Source organism: Cellulomonas sp. C5510 (assembly GCF_019797765.1).
Classification (GTDB): Bacteria; Actinomycetota; Actinomycetes; order Actinomycetales; family Cellulomonadaceae; genus Cellulomonas.
Window position 1 is genome coordinate 3,943,494 of record NZ_CP081862.1, and the last position, 18,142, is coordinate 3,961,635.

At 77.3% G+C, this 18,142-nt stretch carries 16 protein-coding genes; 3 read left to right on the forward strand and 13 right to left on the reverse strand.

Annotated elements, in window-relative coordinates:
* Positions 1–6: 6 nt before the first annotated feature.
* From nikE to K5O09_RS18010, 4 genes are read right to left on the reverse strand one after another with little or no spacing between them, the layout of a single operon-like run.
* Positions 7–1,602, reverse strand: coding sequence for an ABC transporter ATP-binding protein (nikE, locus tag K5O09_RS17995; RefSeq protein WP_255595860.1), 1,596 nt, complete (start codon positions 1,600–1,602; stop codon positions 7–9).
* Positions 1,599–2,474, reverse strand: a complete 876-nt coding sequence (locus K5O09_RS18000) for an ABC transporter permease (RefSeq protein ID WP_370635493.1) — start codon at positions 2,472–2,474, stop codon at positions 1,599–1,601. Before K5O09_RS18000 ends, nikE begins: the two co-directional genes overlap by 4 nt.
* Positions 2,471–3,514: an ABC transporter permease gene (locus K5O09_RS18005; RefSeq protein WP_255595863.1), complete on the reverse strand. Its 1,044-nt coding sequence runs from the start codon at positions 3,512–3,514 to the stop codon at positions 2,471–2,473. The genes K5O09_RS18000 and K5O09_RS18005 overlap by 4 nt, the downstream gene beginning before the upstream one ends.
* A gap of 5 nt (positions 3,515–3,519) precedes the next feature.
* The gene (locus K5O09_RS18010) at positions 3,520–5,184 is read right to left on the reverse strand and encodes an ABC transporter substrate-binding protein (RefSeq protein WP_370635494.1); all 1,665 of its coding nucleotides are present in this window, start codon (positions 5,182–5,184) and stop codon (positions 3,520–3,522) included.
* Between the two features lie 214 nt (positions 5,185–5,398).
* Here K5O09_RS18010 and K5O09_RS18015 point away from each other — a divergent pair, with 214 nt between their 5' ends.
* Both K5O09_RS18015 and K5O09_RS18020 read left to right on the forward strand, forming a co-directional pair.
* Positions 5,399–5,935, forward strand: coding sequence for a TetR/AcrR family transcriptional regulator (locus K5O09_RS18015; RefSeq protein ID WP_255595865.1), 537 nt, complete (start codon positions 5,399–5,401; stop codon positions 5,933–5,935).
* Between the two features lie 166 nt (positions 5,936–6,101).
* The gene (locus K5O09_RS18020; protein ID WP_222170812.1) at positions 6,102–7,499 is read left to right on the forward strand and encodes a UTP--glucose-1-phosphate uridylyltransferase; all 1,398 of its coding nucleotides are present in this window, start codon (positions 6,102–6,104) and stop codon (positions 7,497–7,499) included.
* A gap of 4 nt (positions 7,500–7,503) precedes the next feature.
* Here the strand turns inward: K5O09_RS18020 and K5O09_RS18025 are convergent, their stop codons facing one another.
* From K5O09_RS18025 to K5O09_RS18065, 9 genes are all read right to left on the reverse strand, one after another.
* Entirely contained in the window at positions 7,504–10,074 is a 2,571-nt protein-coding gene (locus K5O09_RS18025; protein WP_222170813.1) for a helix-turn-helix transcriptional regulator, read from the reverse strand.
* Positions 10,075–10,131: 57 nt separating this feature from the next.
* Complete coding sequence (locus K5O09_RS18030; RefSeq protein ID WP_222170814.1) at positions 10,132–11,061, reverse strand: cation transporter; 930 nt, start codon at positions 11,059–11,061, stop codon at positions 10,132–10,134.
* 34 nt (positions 11,062–11,095) lie between these two features.
* A complete protein-coding gene (locus K5O09_RS18035; RefSeq protein ID WP_222170815.1) occupies positions 11,096–11,722 on the reverse strand; it encodes a signal peptidase I in 627 nt (208 codons plus the stop codon).
* A complete protein-coding gene (locus K5O09_RS18040) occupies positions 11,719–12,432 on the reverse strand; it encodes a hypothetical protein (protein ID WP_222170816.1) in 714 nt (237 codons plus the stop codon). Before K5O09_RS18040 ends, K5O09_RS18035 begins: the two co-directional genes overlap by 4 nt.
* Positions 12,429–13,844: a hypothetical protein gene (locus K5O09_RS18045; protein WP_222170817.1), complete on the reverse strand. Its 1,416-nt coding sequence runs from the start codon at positions 13,842–13,844 to the stop codon at positions 12,429–12,431. The genes K5O09_RS18040 and K5O09_RS18045 overlap by 4 nt, the downstream gene beginning before the upstream one ends.
* On the reverse strand, positions 13,841–14,587 hold the full coding sequence (locus K5O09_RS18050; RefSeq protein WP_222170818.1) for a hypothetical protein: 747 nt from the start codon (positions 14,585–14,587) through the stop codon (positions 13,841–13,843). The genes K5O09_RS18045 and K5O09_RS18050 overlap by 4 nt, the downstream gene beginning before the upstream one ends.
* Positions 14,584–15,222 (reverse strand): hypothetical protein, encoded by a 639-nt coding sequence (locus tag K5O09_RS18055; protein ID WP_222170819.1) that lies wholly within the window; start codon positions 15,220–15,222, stop codon positions 14,584–14,586. The genes K5O09_RS18050 and K5O09_RS18055 overlap by 4 nt, the downstream gene beginning before the upstream one ends.
* 13 nt (positions 15,223–15,235) lie before the next feature.
* On the reverse strand, positions 15,236–15,838 hold the full coding sequence (locus tag K5O09_RS18060; RefSeq protein WP_222170820.1) for a hypothetical protein: 603 nt from the start codon (positions 15,836–15,838) through the stop codon (positions 15,236–15,238).
* Between the two features lie 70 nt (positions 15,839–15,908).
* Complete coding sequence (locus K5O09_RS18065; RefSeq protein WP_222170821.1) at positions 15,909–16,577, reverse strand: hypothetical protein; 669 nt, start codon at positions 16,575–16,577, stop codon at positions 15,909–15,911.
* Positions 16,578–16,854: 277 nt separating this feature from the next.
* Between K5O09_RS18065 and K5O09_RS18070 the strand changes: the two genes are divergently transcribed.
* On the forward strand, positions 16,855–18,135 hold the full coding sequence (locus K5O09_RS18070; RefSeq protein ID WP_255595868.1) for an APC family permease: 1,281 nt from the start codon (positions 16,855–16,857) through the stop codon (positions 18,133–18,135).
* Positions 18,136–18,142 lie beyond the last annotated feature (7 nt).

The window sequence follows — 18,142 nt, forward strand, 5'->3', positions numbered from 1 at the left end:
GCGGCGTCAGACCGCCCGGGCCGCCAGCAGGTCGCGGGTCACCGGGTGCCGCGGGGCGTCGAACACGTCGGCGACGGCACCCTCCTCCACGACCCGGCCCCCGCTCATCACGAGCACCCGGTCGCAGACCCGGCGCACCACCGCGAGGTCGTGCGACACCAGCACCATCGCGACGCCGGACTCGCGCCGCAGATCCACCAGCAGGTCGAGGACCGCCGCCTGGACCTGGACGTCGAGCGCCGAGACCGGCTCGTCCAGCAGCAGCACCCGCGGGCGCGAGGCCAGCGCCCGGGCGATCGCGACCCGCTGCCGCTGCCCGCCCGACAGCGTGCGGGGCCGCCGGTCGAGCACGTCCCCCGGCAGCCGCACGGCGGCGAGCAGCCGCGCGCACTCCGCGTCGTCGTCGTCGCGCGGGGCCGGGGCCGTCGCGAGCGCGTCCCGCAGCACCGCCCGGACCGTGAGCCGCGGGTCGACCGCACCCAGCGGGTCCTGGGGGACCAGCCGGACGCCCGGGCGCCGTGGTCGGCGCTCCCGCTCGGGCAGCGCCGACCACGGCCGCCCGTCGAGCACCACCTCCCCGCCGTCGGGGCGGTCGGCCGCGAGCAGCAGCCGTGCGAGCGTCGTCTTGCCCGAGCCCGACTCGCCCACCAGCCCGACGGCCTCCCCGGCCCGCACCTCGACGTCGACGTCCGCCACCGCATCCAGGCGCCCGCCGCCCGGCAGCGGGAAGGACCGGCGCAGCGACCGGCCGCGGAGCAGCACCGGCCCGGGCGGCGGCACCGACCCCGGTCCGTCGCCCAGCCGCGCCGCGGCGAGCAGCTCCCGGGTGTACGGCTCGCGCGGCTCCGCCAGCACGCGCGCGACGGGGCCGGACTCGACGACGCGGCCCTCGTGCAGCACGACGACGCGGTCGGCCACCCGCGCGACCGCCCCGAGGTCGTGCGTCACGAGGACGACCGCCGTGCCGCGGTCCCGCAGCTCCCCCAGCAGGGCGAGCACCCGCGCCGCGACCGTCGCGTCGAGGGCGGTGGTCGGCTCGTCCGCGACCAGCAGCGGCGGCCGGGCGACCAGCGCGGAGGCGATCAGCGCGCGCTGCCGCATGCCGCCCGAGAGCTCCGGCGGGCGCTGCCGGACACGCACCTCCGGCTGCGGCAGACCGACCTCCGCCAGCGCCGCCAGCACGCGCCGGGTCCGCTCCGCCCGCGGTGGACGGGGGCGGCGCACCGCGAGCGCCTCCCCGACCTCGGCCCCGACCGTCCGCAGAGGGTCGAGCGAGCCCAGCGCGTCCTGGAGCACCAGGCCCACGTCCCGCCCCCGGACGGCCCGCCAGGCACGGGACCCGGGCGCCGGGGCCTCCCGGCCGAGCAGCGCGAAGCGGTCGGACCGCACGCGCGCCCGGCCGCCCTCCCCCGCCAGCCCGACGAGGGTGCGCGCCAGCACGGACTTGCCCGCGCCGGAGCCGCCGACCACGGCGACGCACTCGCCGGCCGCCACCCGCAGGTCGACGCCGTGCAGCACGTCGGTCGCGCCGAAGCCGACCCGCAGCCCGGCGACGTCGAGCACCACGGCGCCGGCGCCCCGCGGGACCTCCGGCGCGCTCACGCCCCCACCGTCCCGAGGCGCCGGCCCAGCGCCGTCAGCGCCGCCGCCGTCACCGTGATCGCGAGGCCCGGGAACACCGTCAGCCACCACGCCGTGCCGATGTAGACCCGCCCGGCGTTGAGCATCGCCCCCCACTCCGGCGACGGCGGCAGCGTGCCGAGACCCAGGAAGCTCAGCGCGCACACCCAGACCACGGCCTGCCCGATCCCGAGCGTGGCCACCGACACCAGCGGCCAGAGCGTGTTGGGCAGCACGTGGCGCGTCAGCACCCGCAGCGGCCCGTGCCCCTCGAGCCGGGCCGCCTCGACGTAGCCGCTCGCCGTCACGGCGCGCACGCGGCCCCGGAGCATGCGTGCGTACCCCGGGGCGGTCGCGGCGCCGACCGCGAGCACCGACGCCTCGACGCCGGCGCCCAGCACCGCGACGAGCAGGAGCGCGAGCACCAGCGTCGGCAGCGCGAACAGCACCTCGAGCACCCGGCCGATCGCGGCGTCGAGCCACCGCGGGCCCAGACCGGCGGCGAAGCCGAGCACGAGCCCGGCGCCCACGCCGATGGCGGTGGCCGCCGCGCCGATGCCGAGCGAGGCGCCGGCGCCGTGCACGACGCGGGTCCAGACGTCGCGCCCGGACTCGTCCGTGCCGAGCCAGTGCCCCGGGCCAGGGGGCGTGAACGCGGCGCGGGCGTCGATGGCGGTCGGGTCGCCGGGGGCGAGCAGGCCCGGGCGGACGACCGCGACCGCCATGACCAGCACGGCGGCCGCCGCGAGGACTCCGGGGGCGCCGAGCGTGCGCACCACCGCGCGCACACCGCGGACGGCGGGACCCCGGGTCCGGCGCGCGGCGCGGGGACGTCCGGGGGCTGCGGCGGTCACCCGAGCACCGCCGGCTCCCGGGAGGTCGCGGGCGCCCGGGCCCCCGCGACCTCCGCGGCCGGGCGCAGCCGCGGGTCGAGCAGCCGCTCCAGGACGTCGACCAGCAGCATGACGGCCACGTACGCGACCGCCACGACGACCACCGCGCCGACCACCACGGGCACGTCCCGCTGCATCGTCGCGTCGAGCAGCAGGCGCCCCAGCCCCGGCCGGCCGAACAGCGTCTCCACCACCACCGCGCCGCTGAGCAGCGACCCGAACGCCCAGCCGGACAGCGCGACCGCGGGCAGCACGCCGTGGCGCAGCGTGTGGCGCCACAGCACCCGCCCGGGCGAGGCGCCGCGGGCGCGGGCCGAGGTCGCGAACGGCGCCGCGGCGGCCTCGTCCAGCGAGTCGCGCATGACCTGCCCGAGGAACCCGGCCACCGGCACGGCGAGCGTCACGGTCGGCAGCACGAGACCGGCGGGGTCGGTGCCGGAGCTGGTCGCCGGGAGCCACCCGAGCGTCGAGGAGAACACCACGATGAGCACCGCGCCGAGCCAGAAGTGCGGGAGCACGGCGGCGACCACCTCGGCGCCGCGCAGCGCCGCCGCGCAGGCCCGCCCGACCGGTCCGGAGGCCCGGGCGGCCGCCGTCGCCACCGCGAGCGCGAGCACCCACGCCAGCGCGAGCGACGCGACCGCGAGCAGCAGCGTGCCGGGCAGCTGCTCCGCCAGCAGGTCGGCGACGGGCACGGTCCGGGCGTACGACTCCCCCAGGTCGAGGGTCAGCACCCGCCACACCTGCACCGCGTACTGCACGAGCAGCGGCTGGTCGAGCCCGTACCGGGCGCGCGCGGCGGCGACCGCGTCGGGGCCGGCCTGCGACCCGGGTCCGCCGAGGATCGCCTCCGTGGGGTCGCCGCCGGCGGCGCGCAGGGCGAAGAACACCACGGTCGCCACCACCCAGGCGACGAGCACGACGGACCCGGCGCGGCGGAGCAGCCAGAGCAGCACCCGCCGCGCCCGCACCGACGGTCGCGCCGCCCGCCCCGGGGCCACGGCCGTCAGGACGCCAGGCGCGCGTCGAGGAACGTCGGCGTCGCCACGGTGTCGAGCGTCCGCACCCCCGTGACGCCGCGGGTGAGGAAGTGGTTCTGCTGGTCGTACAGCGGCAGGATGTAGTACCCCTCGAGCACGCGCTGCTGCGCCTGCCGGTACAGGTCGGCGCGCTGGTCCGCGTCGGCCGTCGCGGACGCCTCGTCGAGCAGCGCATCGAGCTCCGGGTCGGTGACGCCCGCGTGGTTGGCGAAGTAGCCGCTGGGCGCGGGGACGGTGCCGTCGGAGTGGTAGAGGATCCGCAGCACGTCCGGCCCGACCTTCGTGTACGGCGCGGAGACCGCCTCGTACTCGTGGGCGCCCAGGGCGCCGTACCAGGCGGACAGGTCCAGCGGCGTGAGCACCACGTCGAACCCGACGGCCTTGGCGTTGGCCTGGATCTGCTCGAACAGCGACTGCTCGGCGGCCACCGACTGGTTGGTGCTCACCGGGAACCGCACGGTCAGGCGCTCCCCGTCCCGGGTGCGGTACCCGTCGGCATCCCGCTCCGTCCAGCCCGCGTCGTCCAGCAGCTGCTCGGCGCGGTCGGTGTCGGTGCCGAACAGGTCCGGGTCGGAGTACGCGACCGGCTCCACGCTCGACAGCGGCGAGGACGAGCGGGTCGCGGTGCCGGCGAACAGGGTCTCGATGCCGGGGTCGACGTCGGCGGCCCGGACGAACGCCTCCCGCACCCGGATGTCGTCGAACGGCGGCTGGGCGCTGTTCAGCTCGATGCGGTTCACCGACCCGGGCCGCGGGGCGTCGAGGTGCGTGATGTCGCCGCCGGCGTCCGCCTGCGCGATCGCGTCGGGCTGCGGGTTGTCGATCACCTGGACCTCGCCGGAGCGCAGCGCCGCGTAGCGGGTCGCGGCGTCGGGGATGAACCGCCAGACGATGCGCTCCAGGGACGCGGTGCCCTCGTGGGCGGCCTGCGGGTCACGGGCCACGTAGTCCTCGTTGCGGACGAGCTCGACCTGCTGCTGCGGGGTCCAGGACTCCACGACGAACGGGCCGGTGCCGACGGGGGCCGCGCAGTTGGCGTCCGTCCCGCGGGCGATGCCGGCGGGTGACTGCATGGCGGTCCACTGCTGGCTGAGCGACTCCAGCAGCGCGGAGTCCGGGGCCGACAGGTGGAACCGGGCGTGCGTGGCGTCGACGACCTCGACCTGCTCGACCTTCTGCACCGCGAGGTAGCCGGTGGACGACCCGGTGTCCGGGTCCTGCAGGTGCTCGATGTTCGCCTTGACCGCCGCGGCGTCGAACGGGGTGCCGTCGGTGAAGGTCACGTCGTCCGCGAGGGTGAAGTCCCAGGTCAGGCCGTCCTCGGAGGTCGTCCACTCCGTGGCGAGCCACGGCAGGATCGTCCCGTCCGCGTCCCTCCCGACGAGCGGCTCCAGGTACTGCGTGCTGATCAGGGCCTGCGGGTAGTTGCCGCCGACGTGCGGGTCGAGGCAGGTCGGCTCGGCGTCGCCCGTCGCGTACACGAGCGTGCCACCCGTGCGCGGGGTGGCGTCGTCCTGCGCGCCGCCGTCGCCGCCGGAGCAGGCGGCCAGCACGAGGGCGAGCACCGCGGCGGGCGCGGCGGCGCGCGCGGTGCGGCGCAGGCGTCGGGGTCGGGAAGCGGCGTCGGGCACGGGTCCACCTTCGCTCGGACAGGTTGTTGAACGGAGTCCAACAATAGGTCGTCGCGGGCGCACGGCACCCTGCTGCCGGTGTGACGCTCGTCCTACGATGGCGGCCGTGCCCCCGTCCCCGCCCCCCGGAAGCCCGCCGCCGGTCCCGCCCGCGGCCCGCGGCGCCGGCCCCGGTCCGCGGCGTTCCGGCCGGCCGCCGGCGGCGTCGCGCGCCATGCTCGAGGAGGCAGCCGGGGAGCTGTTCCTCGAGCGCGGGTACGCCGCCACGTCCGTCGCCGACATCACCCGCCGCGCCGGCGTCTCGCGCAGCACCTTCTTCAACTACTTCCCGGGCAAGGCCGACCTGCTGTGGGCGGCCTTCGACGAGCGGGCCGAACGGCTGCGCGCGGGGCTGGCGGGCGCCGACCCGGACGCTGCCCCCGGTGCCGTGCTCGCGGCCGCCCTGCGCGAGCTCGCGGCGGACCTGCCGGCGGAGCACGTGGCCCTCGCGTTCACGCAGGCCGACGCCATGGGTCTGGGCGAGGACCTCCGGCTCGCCGCCGCCCGGCGCACCGCCGACCTCGGGGCGACGCTCGCCGCGTACGCCGTCGCGCGGGGGGTCGACCCGCTGCGCGCCCGCGTGGCCGGCACCGCCTGGGCGGGTGCGCTCGCCGCGGCCGTCGAGGCGTGGGCGCACGCAGGGGCCGACCGCACGCGGCTGCCGGACCTGCTCGACCGGGCGCTGGAGCCGGTGCGCGCCGCCCTGCCCTGACAGCTCGCGCTCCGGGACCCGCTGGTCCTCGCCCGCGCACACCGCCACGGGGTCGCGGACGCGGACGCCGAGCACGCCCGCCGTGACGTCGTCGTGGGCCCGGGACGGCGCGCCGGCCGGAACGCTCGCCCTGCGCCCCGGCCACCGGTCTTCCTAGGATCGGGCCATGAGCGACTCCGGACTCCGGCAGGCCCAGGACACGATGACCGCGGCGGGCGTCGACCCCACCGCCGTCGAGGTGTTCACCCACTACTACCGCGAGCTCGAGGCGGGAGCCACGGGGCTGATCCCCGAGGACACCATCGAGCCGCTGCTGGACCCACCGGCGCTCGCCGACGTCACGGTCGCCCCGGAGGCCGCGCGGGAGGCGTTCGCCCGCACCGCCGTCATCAAGCTCAACGGCGGCCTCGGCACCTCGATGGGGATGGACAGGGCGAAGTCGCTGCTTCCCGTGCGCGACGGGAGGTCGTTCCTCGACCTCACCGTCGAGCAGGTGCGGCGAGCCCGGGCGGCGCACGGCGTCCGCCTGCCGCTCGTGCTCATGAACTCGTTCCGCACCCGGGACGACTCGCTCGCCGCACTGGCTCGGCACGAGGACGTCGCCGTGGACGGCCTCCCGCTCGACTTCCTGCAGAACCAGGAGCCGAAGCTCCGCACGGACGACCTGACGCCGGTGCGCTGGCCGGCCGACCCGACCCTCGAGTGGTGCCCGCCCGGGCACGGCGACCTGTACACCGCGCTGCTGGCGTCCGGGGTGCTGCGGGCGCTGCTCGACGCCGGGTTCCGCTACGCGTCCGTGTCGAACTCCGACAACCTCGGTGCTGCGCCCGACCCCGTCATCGCCGGCTGGTTCGCCGCGTCCGGGGCCCCCTACGCCGCGGAGGTCTGCCGCCGCACCGCCGCGGACCGCAAGGGCGGACACCTCGCGGTCCGGAAGTCCGACGGCCGGCTGATCCTGCGGGACACCGCGCAGACCCCGCCGGACGAGATGGACTACTTCACCGACGAGCACCGGCACCCGTACTTCCACACGAACAACCTGTGGTTCGACCTGGAGCAGCTCGCGGCGGCGCTGGAGTCCCGCGGCCCGGTGCTGGGCCTGCCGCTGATCCGGAACGTCAAGACGGTCGACCCGACGGACCCGGGCTCGCCCGAGGTGTTCCAGATCGAGACCGCCATGGGCGCCGCGATCGAGGTGTTCGAGGGTGCGACCGCGATCGCTGTGGGGCGCGAGCGGTTCCTGCCGGTCAAGACCACGAACGACCTGCTGGTGATCCGGTCGGACGCCTACGAGCTGGCCGAGGACGCGACGCTGCGGCTCGCCGTCGACCGTGCCCCGCTCGTCGACCTCGACCCCGACGTCTACAAGACGGTCGGCCGGTTCGAGGAGCGGTTCGCCCACGGCGCGCCGTCCCTGCGCCGGGCGCGCTCGCTGACCGTCCGCGGCGACTGGACGTTCGGCGCGGACGTCGTCGCGACCGGCGACGCCGAGGTGACGGCCGACGGCGCGCCCGGGGAGATCCCGGCCGGCACGGTCCTCGGGGCGGAGACCGACGAGCGCTGAGCGCTCACAGCACCACCTCGGCCAGCCGGGAGCGGCTGCGCAGGCCGAGCTTGCCGAGCACCCGGTGGACGTGGTTCTCCACGGTGCGCGTGCTGAGGTGCAGCCGCACGGCGATCTCCCGGTTCGTCAGCCCCTGCGCGGCCAGCACGGCGACCTCGTGCTCGCGGTCCGAGAGCAGGTCGGCGGACCGGTGCACCGGCTGGACGGTGCGGATCGCCTCGGCGATGTGCTCGCCCAGGAGGTCGTCCACCTCCGTGTCGGCGAGCGCCGGCAGGCCCGCGGCGTCCCGCAGCCGGTTCACCGCCTCGAGCACCCGGGGCGCCAGGCCCGGGACCATCTCCAGGCGCGCCGCGCGCACCGCACGGTCGAGCTCCGTGAGGTCGTCACCCAGCAGCGCCGCGTGCAGGTCCACCAGCGGCGCGAACAGCGGCAGGGGCACGCGCTCCGACAGCTCACGCATCCGCGCCACCTGCTCCCGCGTCGAGGGCTCCAGGCGCAGCGTCCAGTACTCCAGGGCGAGCATCAGCCGGCCCGCGAGCCGGCAGCGGTCACCGACCCGCCACATCAGCGCGTCGGCCTCCGCGGGCCGCCCGCCGTCGAGCAGCAGGTACGCCTCCGCCACCCCCTGCATGGAGTCGACGACCGGCTCGTGCAGACGCGGCGCGTGCCGCAGCTCCGACGCGAGCATCTGCGCCACGTCGCTGTTCCGCATCAGCGCGGCCAGCATGGCGGCGAGCGTGAGCGTGCGCCGGTAGAAGGCTCCGCCCAACAGCCCCGGGGGTCCCAGCCGCAGCGCCGTGCTCAGGACGCGCCAGGCGGCGGTCCACTGACCGCGCACCGTCAGGGCGTGCGCGAGGGAGAGGCTGTGGGTGCGGATCCCCGCGGCGTCCAGGCGGTCGTAGGCCGTCTCCAGCAGGGCCCGGGACCCGGCCTCCGCCTCCGCCACCCGGTCGAGCAGGAGCAGGGCCATGCTCCGCAGGCCGGCGATCGCGTGGCCCACCTCCGCCGGCATCCACGGCGCGACCCGGGCGTCCGCCGTCAGCCGCAGCAGCGCCTCCGGGCGGCCCGCCTCGAGCAGCACCGAGGCCGCCGTGAGCACCGCCTGCGACCGTCCGGGCTCCGGCGCGTCCGGCCCGGGCAGCGGGAGCCGTCGCAGCAGCGCCTCGTCGTCGCCGCCCTCCGCGACCGCGACGGCGACCGCGGACCGCAGCGCCGCGTCGCCCGGCGCGTCGGCGACGACCGCACCCGGAGGCTCCGCGGGGGCGCCCGGGTCGACCGCCGGGTCCCCGCCCTCGCTGCGCCACCACGCCTGCCACTGGCGGCACAGGTCGTCGAAGGCGGCCGCCAGCTGCGGGTCCTCCCCGGGGCTGCGCACCGTCCCGTCGACGACGTCCCGCACCCGGTCGGTCGCGGGACGGCGCAGCAGCGCCACCAGGTACGGGAGCGCCGTCGCCACCTCCGGCCGCTCCTCCCACGCCCCGCGGGCGCTCGCCTCGGCGACGACGGACCGCTCGTGCACCAGGCCGGTCAGCTCCGCCGCCCACCGCCAGTACGACTCCGCCGGGTCGCCGACCGCCGAGACGATCATGTCCGTCAACCCGGTGCGGACGGACGGCAGCGGCAGGTCGTGGCCGGCCTCGGGGACGAGCAGGCGGGCGACGTCCAGGCGGCGCGGCTCGCTCAGACGGTCCCGGACGGCACGTGCCAGAGCCGGCGGGGACACCGCGAGCAACCCGCTGTCCCCGCCGTAGGACACCACCCGGCCGCGCGCGACCAGCACCGTCAGGTCGGCGGCGGGCACGAGCCGGTGCACGACCTCCGACGGTGCCGGGCCGAGCACCGCCAGCACCTCCAGGGCGTCCTGCGCACCGGGCGGGAGCCCGGCCGCCATGAGGTGGGCGACGGCGTCGAGCGGCACGTCGTCGAGATCCCCGACCGCGGTCCAGACCTCGTCGCGGCGCCCCACGGCCCCCGCGAACTGGGCCGCGTCCACCATCGCGGCGGCCACGGCCGGGTTGCCCGCCGACCACGCGGTCAGGGAGGACGTCAGCGCGGCGTCGACCGGGCCGTCCAGCCGCGAGGCGACCATCCGGGCCATCGCCTGGTACCCCAGCGGGGGGATCCGGACCTCCGCGGGCGCCCGCGACGCGACGAGCCTCGACAGCGGCGGCCGGCCGAGGCGCGCGACGTCGCGCGTGGCGGTCGCCACGAACCGCGCGCGGCTGCGACGGAGCACCCGGCCCAGCACCTCGAGCGTCGCGTCGTCCAGCTCGTCGACGTCGTCGACGAGGAGGACCCCGCGGGGGCCGAGGTCCGCGACCAGACCGTCCACCACGTCGTCGTCCTGCCGCACCGCCGGCGCGAGAGGCCGCACGCCCGCGGGTGGCACGCGGCCCGCGAGGTCGTACCAGTCGGCCAGGACGACGCCCAGGTGCTGGCGCTCCCCGAGCCGCGCGACGACGCCGAGCACCGTCGACCTCCCCGACCCGGTGTCCCCACGGACCACCACGTCACGGCCGAGGGACAGCCAGCGCAGCGCGGCGGCGGCGACAGAGTTCAACGCGTCCAGCACCATGCCTCCAGGGTCTCGCGCGTCACACGGGTGGGGCGCCGCGTCCGAGGGGCGCCGTGGTCAGGCGGCCAGCTCCGGGTCGGTCGTGAGCTCGACGGTCGCCCACACGTCCAGCGGCACCCGCGCCAGGCCGTCGACGACCGCGCGCCGCACCCTGTCCTCCTCGTCCACGTCCCACCGTCCGGGTTCGACCACGAAGTCGACCTCGAGGTAGAGCCGGCCCCCGAGCTTCGTGGCGCGCACGACCGGCTCCGGCAGCCCGAACCGCTCCCGGGCCGTCGCGACCGCGCGCCCCACCTCCTGCGCGACCTCCGCCGGCGGCTCCCCCTCGAGCAGCTCGTGCATCCCGTCGCGGATCAGCCGCAGCGGCAGCGCCCCGACCAGCGCCACCGCGAGCAGCAGCAGCGCCGGGTCGACGTACGGCACCGCGGCGTCGCGCCCGGTCCCCTCCAGCACGAGGCCGGCCACCCCGCCGAGGGCCACGACCAGGCTCAGCCACGCGCCCGCGCGCCAGGACACGACCTCCGCGTGGACGAGCTCCGAGCCCGGCGCGGCACGACGCAGCCAGAGCGCGACACCCGCGCTCACGACGGCGGACACCGCGCCGTACGCCACCAGCGACCCGGGGTCACCGTCGGAGCCTCCCGCCAGCAGCGTGCCCACCGCGTCGGCGACCCCGTAGACCAGGGTGGCGAGCAGCGCCGCCCCCTGCATCGCCACCGCGAGCGGCGTGGCGCCGTGCCGGCCGAACGGGTAGCGCCCGCCCGGTTCCGACGCCGCCGCGCGCGACGCCAGCGCGGACACCCCCACGAGCGCGGTACCGGCCGCCGTGTAGATGCCGTCGAACAGGATCACCCCGGAGCCCGCGACCAGCCCCCACACGGCCGCGCCGGAGCCGAGCACGGCCGCCGCACCCGCCGACGCGCTCAGGGCCGACCGCTCGCGCCGGAGCCGCGGGCCGACCAGGTCGGGGCGCTCGGGTCCGTCCACGGGGCCTCCCGGTGCCGGTCGCGCGGCGCGCGGCTCAGGCACGCAGTGTGACCCCCCGGGCGCCCCGGCGTCGAGGAGGCGCCCGGTGCCGGCCGCCCGTCCCCGACCTGCCACCGGCCGGCCCGCCCGTCGGGGCGTCGGACGAGGGCACGGCGAACGTCAGCACGACGGCCGCGACGAGCACTCCTCCCACCACGACGACCCCGCGGCCGGACTGGAGCGTGCGGACGACGTAGCCGCCGCCGGGCAGGGTCGCCACGTGCCGCCGCGCCTCGCCGACCACGTACGGCATCGGGTCGTCGGTCTCGTTGGCGTCCCCGCGGAGCACCAGCTCCCGCACCCCGGGGTCCGCGCCGTCGGGGGTGCGGACCTCCACCACGCGGTGGGTCACGAGGTCCGTGGTGCCCTCGCGCCGCGGGACGGTCACGACGTCCCCGACCTCCACCTGGTCCGCGGGCACCGTCCGGCCGGCGATCAGCGAGCCGACGGGGATGCCCGGCTCCATGGACCCCGACACCACGACGAGAGGTCGGACGTCCAGCACGACGCCCGCCACGACGGCGCCGATGCTGACGGCACCGAGCACCGCGGTGGCCGTCAGCAGGACGCTCCGGACCACGCGCAGGACCCGCCAGGCGACCCGGTAACCGGTCCCGTTCACCGCGAGCTCCCGGTGAACACCAGCGCCAGGGCCGACCGGCCGCCGTTGAACGCCTCCGTCGCGGGGGTGTCCGGGTAGGCCACCGTGACCCGCAGCACCCGGTGGTCCCCCGGGGCCGCGGGGTCGGCGGACCACGGCGCACCGTCCGCGACGGCAGGGAGCGTGCGCCCGGCGAGGTGCAGGGCGCCGACGACGCCCCCCAGCTGCGCCGCGGTGACCGTGCTGCTCAGCGGCGCGTCGGGGGTCCCCGCCAGCACCGCACCGGTCTGCGCGTCGGCCACCGACCAGCGGTACAGCCCGACGGGGTCGGACCCCGGACCGCTCGGCGCGGTCTCCGCGTACCGGTCGGCGACCGCGAGCACGACGTCGGCGTCGTACGGGCCGTTGTTGGCCACGGGCACGTCGAAGGTCACGACGTGCCCCGGCAGGAGCGACCCGCCGTCGTCGACCTGCCACGACACCCCGTCGCCCTCCGCCTGCCGCAGCACGCCGTCCTGCACCAGGCCGATGTCGAACCGCTCGCCGCTGCCGACGGTGGCGTCGAGGCCGGCGACGTCCCGCAGCGCGGCGCCCGTCGGCACGACAGCCGCGCCGACGGCCCCGAGACCGCCGACGGCGAGCGCGAGCGCGGCGACCAGGACCGTGGCGGCGCGCGGCCGGCCCCGGCGCCGGGGCCTGCGGACGTGCCGCCCGGCGGCGGCCCGGCTCACGGCGTCACCGCCAGCATCGACAGGTCGTGGCTGACCACCCGGTTCTGACCGATCGCGACGCCGGTGGGGAGCCCGATCGCCCCGCGAGGGTTGTACCCGCGGCCGGAGAACACGCCGTCGGCCGTCTGCCAGATCGTGAAGCCCTGGCCGACCCCGAACTGGGTGACCCCGGTGGCGAGGCGCGTGGGCGTGGTCGGGCAGCGGGCGTAGTCGTCGCCGGCGCCGTAGCACCACAGCTCGCCGTTCGACTTGAGGAACGCGGCGCCCGTGAAGCCGAACGCCATCTCGACCACGCCGGTGCCGAGCCCGGTGACCGGTCCGGGCGTCCGCCACGAGGTGCCGGGCGCAGACCGCCCGGTACGGTCGGCGGAGTACGTGGACCACGACAGCACCGAGCCGTCGGACAGCAGGGCACCGCCCATCTGGATGCCTCCGGCGACGCTGACCACGTGCGGACGGTCGGCACCGACCGTCCGCAGCAGCCAGGGCTGCAGGGCGGTGACCGGGCGCGCGGAGAGCGAGGCGCCGGTCGCCACCTGGTCCGCCGCGACGGACGGGTTGCCGTTCACGGTGGTGTTCAGCGGCGTGCGACCGCCGAGGTAGTAGACGTCGCCGTTCTCCAGGATGATCCAGAACGTGTCGTAGCCGCCGACGACGCTCGTGGGGCAGGCGCCGGCGACCCGTGTCGGGTCCGGGAGGCCCTTGACCTTGCTGGCACCGAGCTGCGCCAGCCCGTTCCCGCCGTACCCGTACTGGTAGACGGCGTCGCCCCAGTGGCCGCCCCAGTGCCAGACGGTGCAGTCGTCCCGCAGCGCCGCACCGGCGTACTCGGTGGACGCGATGGCCGTCACCCGGTCCAGCAGGGGGGCGGCGGTCGTCGAGGCGCGGGCGCCGATGCGCACCTGGCGCGGCGGGGCCGCGGGCGAGCCGTACGCGCCGACCGAGCAGCCGTAGTCGGTGAACGCCGTGGACAGGTCCGTGCCCGCGGCGCGCGAGCAGTCGCCCCAGCCCCAGACGGTCCCGTCGGCACCGAGCGCGTTGAGCGAGTAGATGCCGGTGGCGACCTGGACGACCTCGGGCAGACCGGCCACCACGGTCGGCCCGATGTTCATCTCGGCGTTCGGGGTGCCGTTGATGCCGTACATGCCCAGGCCCCACACGACGACGCGGCCGGCGGCGGTGACGCCCACCCCCGTGTCCACCATGCGCGACCCGAGCGCCAGCCCCGTGCGCTGCTCCGGCGGCTCACCGCCCAGCTCGGCGGGCATCGGTGCGGTACGGACGGCGGACACGTCGACGTAGGCCGCCGTGGCGGCACCGCCGAGGGTCGCCGCCAGCGTCGTCGCCGCGACGACGGAGACCACGGACAGGAGCCGTCGGCGACGGGACGGCGTGCGGGGGGTGCGGGTCATCGGGGTTCCTCCGGGGTCCGGCCGGTGCGGGGCGCGGGGGACGTGGTGACACGGGACGGCCGGGGGGCCGCGCCGCGGCGGCTCGCCAGCGCCGTGCCGCCCGCGCCGAGCAGGGCGACCGCGACCAGCGCGAGCCCGACCGCGCCGGTGCCGGTCCGGGCCAGCGCACCGCCGGCGGACGAGGACGGTGCGGGGGCCTGCGCGGTGACGGCGAGCCGCACGGAGCCGCGCGCGCCCCGGTACTCGTCGGACGCCTCGGCCGGCAGCTCCGTCCGGGCGGTGACCGTGGTGCTGCCCTCGAGGTCGGGCAGGGCGACCCGGCGTCCGAGCAGCGTCGCGATGTTCGACGACGCCAGCAGCACCGTGCCGTCCTCGGCGGTGACGGTCAGGGTCAGCGGGTGCTCCCCGCGGAGCAGCGGACCGTCCGTGCCGCTCACCGCGAGCCAGATCGGCAGCGGGTCGCCCGCGTTCCCCGCGGTGCTCGTCACGGTCATGGTCCACGTCACGGCGTGGCCCGGCTGCGGTGCGACGAGGTCCACGGCCGCGGGTGAGACCTCGATGAGCTCCTCGAGGTCCGCGCCGGTCGCGCGGACGACCGGACCGGCGGCGTCGGGGACTGCCGGCCGGCCCGGTGCCGCGGATGCCGCGGGGGCTGCCACGGACGCGAGCAGCACGAGGCCGACGCCGACGGCCAGGGCGCGGCCCGCAGCCCCCGTCCGGGTCGCGCGGGTCGCGCGGGTCACGAGCCCACCCCGCTGAAGCGCAGGCCGGTGGCGGTGGTGCGCCCGTCGTACAGCCGCCAGGTGCCCTCGGCGACCACGGCGCGCACGGCGACGGTGCGGGACCCGCCGGCGGGCACGTCGAGCGTCAGCCCGGCGGCCGCCACCTGGGCGGCGGTCGCGTCGGCGGCCAGCGTCACCGGCCGGCCGGGGTCGGTGACGTCGAGGACCGTGAACCGCAGCGTGGAGAACAGGTCCGGGTACCGGGTGCCGCCCACGACGACGTCCGCCGGGTCCGGGTCGACGAGCGTGAGCACGACGCGGCCCGCGGCGTCGGGCGCGTGGACCGTCGCCTGCCACTCCACGGGCGTGTGCGTCGTGTACGCCGACCCGCCGGCGGCCCGGACGACGAGCGGCTCCGGGTCGCCCGCGACCGGCCCGGCGGGCGACCCGTCGGGCGCCGTGCCGGAGACCTCGAGGGCGAACGCGCCGGAGAGCTCCACGACGGCCGTCGTCGTGTCGTGGTAGCCCGCCTGCACGTCACGGGCGGAGGTCGCGAGGACGGCGGCGCCGGCCGCGACCGAGACGAGTCCCAGGGCTCCGGCGAGCACCGCGGGACGGAGCCGGCGGGCCCGGTCCCGGTGACGGGGAGGATGCACGGTCGTCGTCCTCTCAGACGCTCTCGGAGACCAGGTCGACCTGGATGTCGGTGGCGGCGCCCTGCCAGGCGTCGGTGAGGCCCTCGGGCACCGTGACGGTGATGTCGACGAGCCGCACCTCGCCGGGCTGCCAGACCCCGCCCCAGCGGGCGGACCGGTCGTCGCCGCCGCTCCCGGGTCCCGCGTCGACGAGGACCTCTCCCGTGGCCACATCGACGACGCGGAGGTGGAGCTGGTCGAACAGCTCCAGGCGGGAGCCCGTCCGCGGGTCGGTGCGGGCGCCCAGGTCGTCCGGGTCGGTGACGGCCAGCAGCACCTCGGACGGCGTGTCGTGCGCTCCGTGCCGCGCCGCGACGCGGAGCCGGAGGGCACCACCGGGGCCGAGCTCGCCGGCAGCCGGGTCGAGGACGACGCGGTAGGTCTCCGGTCGGCCCTGCTGCCAGTCCGCCTCCGACGGCACCCACCCGGGGCGGGTCGAGCCGGCGACCACGAGGTCGTGCCCCGCCCCCGGCCAGAAGCGCACGTCCTGCTCGCCGCTGCCGGTGAGCGCCGCGGCGGTGGTCAGCGCGGCGACGCCGGCCAGGGCGCACCACGACAGCATGATCCGCCGGTGCATCGGCTCTCCTCCAGGGTGTCAGGGGTGCCGCAGGCCCGCGGGCGCCGACCGCCCGCGGGCCTGCGTGCGGTCAGTCGGCGGTCGAGACCGCGTCCCAGTGCAGCTGGACGTACGCCACGCCACCGTTGAGCACGTCGTTGGTGAGACCGTCCGCGTCGCCGCTGCTGTTGTCGGCGTCGTAGTCCGCCAGGGAGACCTGCACGGTGATCGAGTCCTCCGCGCCGGCGGCGAGCTCGGAGCCGGTGAGGGCGTCGGTCAGGCTGATCTTCTCGGCCGCGCTGCTCGCGTCGAGCTCGTCGAACGTCACGTCGCTGACCAGCGGAACGCCGGCGCCGTCGAGGATGGTGAAGCGCAGGGCGTCGAGGTACGCAGGGGTCGAGGTGCGGCCCGGGACCTCCTTGAGCCACAGGTCGATGTCCGCGCCGAGCGACGTGGAGGCGTTGCGGTACGGGAGGTCGACCTCGATGGTGCCGCCGGGCGTGATCGAGCCGGCGCCCGGGACGGCGATGTCGACGCCCTCGGGCAGGTTCGCCTCCTGCCAGGTGCCGGGGACCGGCATGCCGGCACCGTCGGTCCCGACGACCTGGATGTTGAACCGGCCGGAACCGATGCCGCCGCCGTCGGTGCCGTCGCCGAGGTTCAGGTTCGCGAAGTCCGTGAACGTCGCGGCCGTCACCAGGGCGCCGACGCCGGCCACGGCGCCGATCGACAGGACGAGGCGGGTGCGGGCAGAAGCCATCAGGGGTGCTCCTTCCAGAGCATCAGGGGGGTGGTGCCCGGGGTGCGCAGGGGCGCGGACCCCGACAGCGGCTCACACACGATCGGGGACCTCACGCCTGCTCACCGGGCACGCTGGGTAGCCCCCTCAGTCCCGGGCGACACCCTGACCTGCGCCGATGCGAGGATCCGAGATGTCACAGTTGTGGGAAGACGTAGCCCTCCACCGAGGTGGCCGACGTCCTGGGTAGATGCGCACCGGGTCACTGAGTACCGCCGGGGGCGGGCACACTGGTCACGTGCGAGAGCGGCAGCAGGCCCCCCACCCGACGTCCCTGGCCCGACGGCTCGGCACGGGCGACGCCGTCGTCATCGGCCTCGGGTCGATGGTCGGCGCGGGGGTGTTCGCCGCGTTCGCACCGGCCGCGGCCGCCGCGGGCGCGGGTCTGCTCGTGGGGCTCGGGGTCGCCGCGGTCGTGGCGTACGCCAACGCGACCGCCTCCGCCCAGCTCGCGGCGCAGTACCCGGCATCCGGCGGGACGTACGTGTACGGGCGCGAGCGGCTCGGCCCGTGGTGGGGCTTCCTGGCCGGCTGGTCGTTCGTCATCGGGAAGACGGCCTCCTGCGCCGCCATGGCGCTGACGTTCGCCGCGTACGCGGTCCCGGCGGCGTGGCAGCGGCCCGTGGCGGTGCTGGCGGTGCTCGCCCTGACGGCGGTGAACCTGCGGGGCGTGACACGCACGGCGCGGCTCACGCGCGTCGTGGTCGCCGTCGCGCTGACCGCGCTCGCGGTCGTGGTCGTGGCGGGGCTGACGGGCGGGGCACCCTCCTGGGACCGGGCGTGGTCGGGAGGCCCGGCCCTCGGCGCCGGCGGCGTGCTCGGCTCGGCCGGGCTGCTGTTCTTCGCCTTCGCGGGGTACGCCCGCATCGCGACGATGGGCGAGGAGGTCCGGGACCCGGCGCGGACCATCCCGCGGGCCATCCAGGTCGCGCTCGGCCTCGCGGTCCTGGTGTACGCCGCCGTCGCCGTCGCGCTGCTCACCGTGCTCGGGCCGGAGACGACGGCCGCCTCGCGCGCACCGCTGGCCGCGCTCGCCGACGCGAGCGGGCTGCCCGGCGCCGGGCCGGTCGTCCGGGTCGGCGCCGCCGCCGCCGCGCTGGGCGCGCTGCTCGCGCTCGTCGCGGGCGTCAGCCGGACGGCGCTCGCCATGGCGCGCGAGGGCGACCTGCCCCGCACGCTCGCCGCCGTGCACCCCGGGACCCGCGTGCCGCACCACGCCGAGGCCGCCCTGAGCGTGGTGGTCGCGGTGCTGGTCGTGACGGTCGACCTGCGCGGGGCCATCGGGTTCTCGTCGTTCGGCGTCCTGCTGTACTACCTGGTCGCGAACCTGGCCGCCCTGACGCAGGACCGCTCGCACCGGCGGTTCCCCCGGGCGCTGCAGGTGCTCGGCGCGGCGGGTTGCGTCGCGCTGGCCGTGACGCTGCCGCCCGCGTCCGTGCTCGGGGGGCTCGCCGTGGTCGCGGCCGGCGTGGTGGGGCGCGTCGTCGCGCAGCGGCTCCGGCGGCGGCGCGGCGCCTGAGCGCGGG

What these genes read in the sequence shown, in the direction of transcription:
- K5O09_RS18060 (WP_222170820.1), bottom strand. Translation starts at nt 15,838, where the DNA reads ATGCACCGGCGGATCATGCTGTCGTGGTGCGCCCTGGCCGGCGTCGCC.
- K5O09_RS18020 (WP_222170812.1), top strand. Translation starts at nt 6,102, where the DNA reads ATGAGCGACTCCGGACTCCGGCAGGCCCAGGACACGATGACCGCGGCG.
- K5O09_RS18045 (WP_222170817.1), bottom strand. Translation starts at nt 13,844, where the DNA reads ATGACCCGCACCCCCCGCACGCCGTCCCGTCGCCGACGGCTCCTGTCC.
- K5O09_RS18025 (WP_222170813.1), bottom strand. Translation starts at nt 10,074, where the DNA reads ATGGTGCTGGACGCGTTGAACTCTGTCGCCGCCGCCGCGCTGCGCTGG.
- K5O09_RS18065 (WP_222170821.1), bottom strand. Translation starts at nt 16,577, where the DNA reads ATGGCTTCTGCCCGCACCCGCCTCGTCCTGTCGATCGGCGCCGTGGCC.
- K5O09_RS18015 (WP_255595865.1), top strand. Translation starts at nt 5,399, where the DNA reads ATGCTCGAGGAGGCAGCCGGGGAGCTGTTCCTCGAGCGCGGGTACGCC.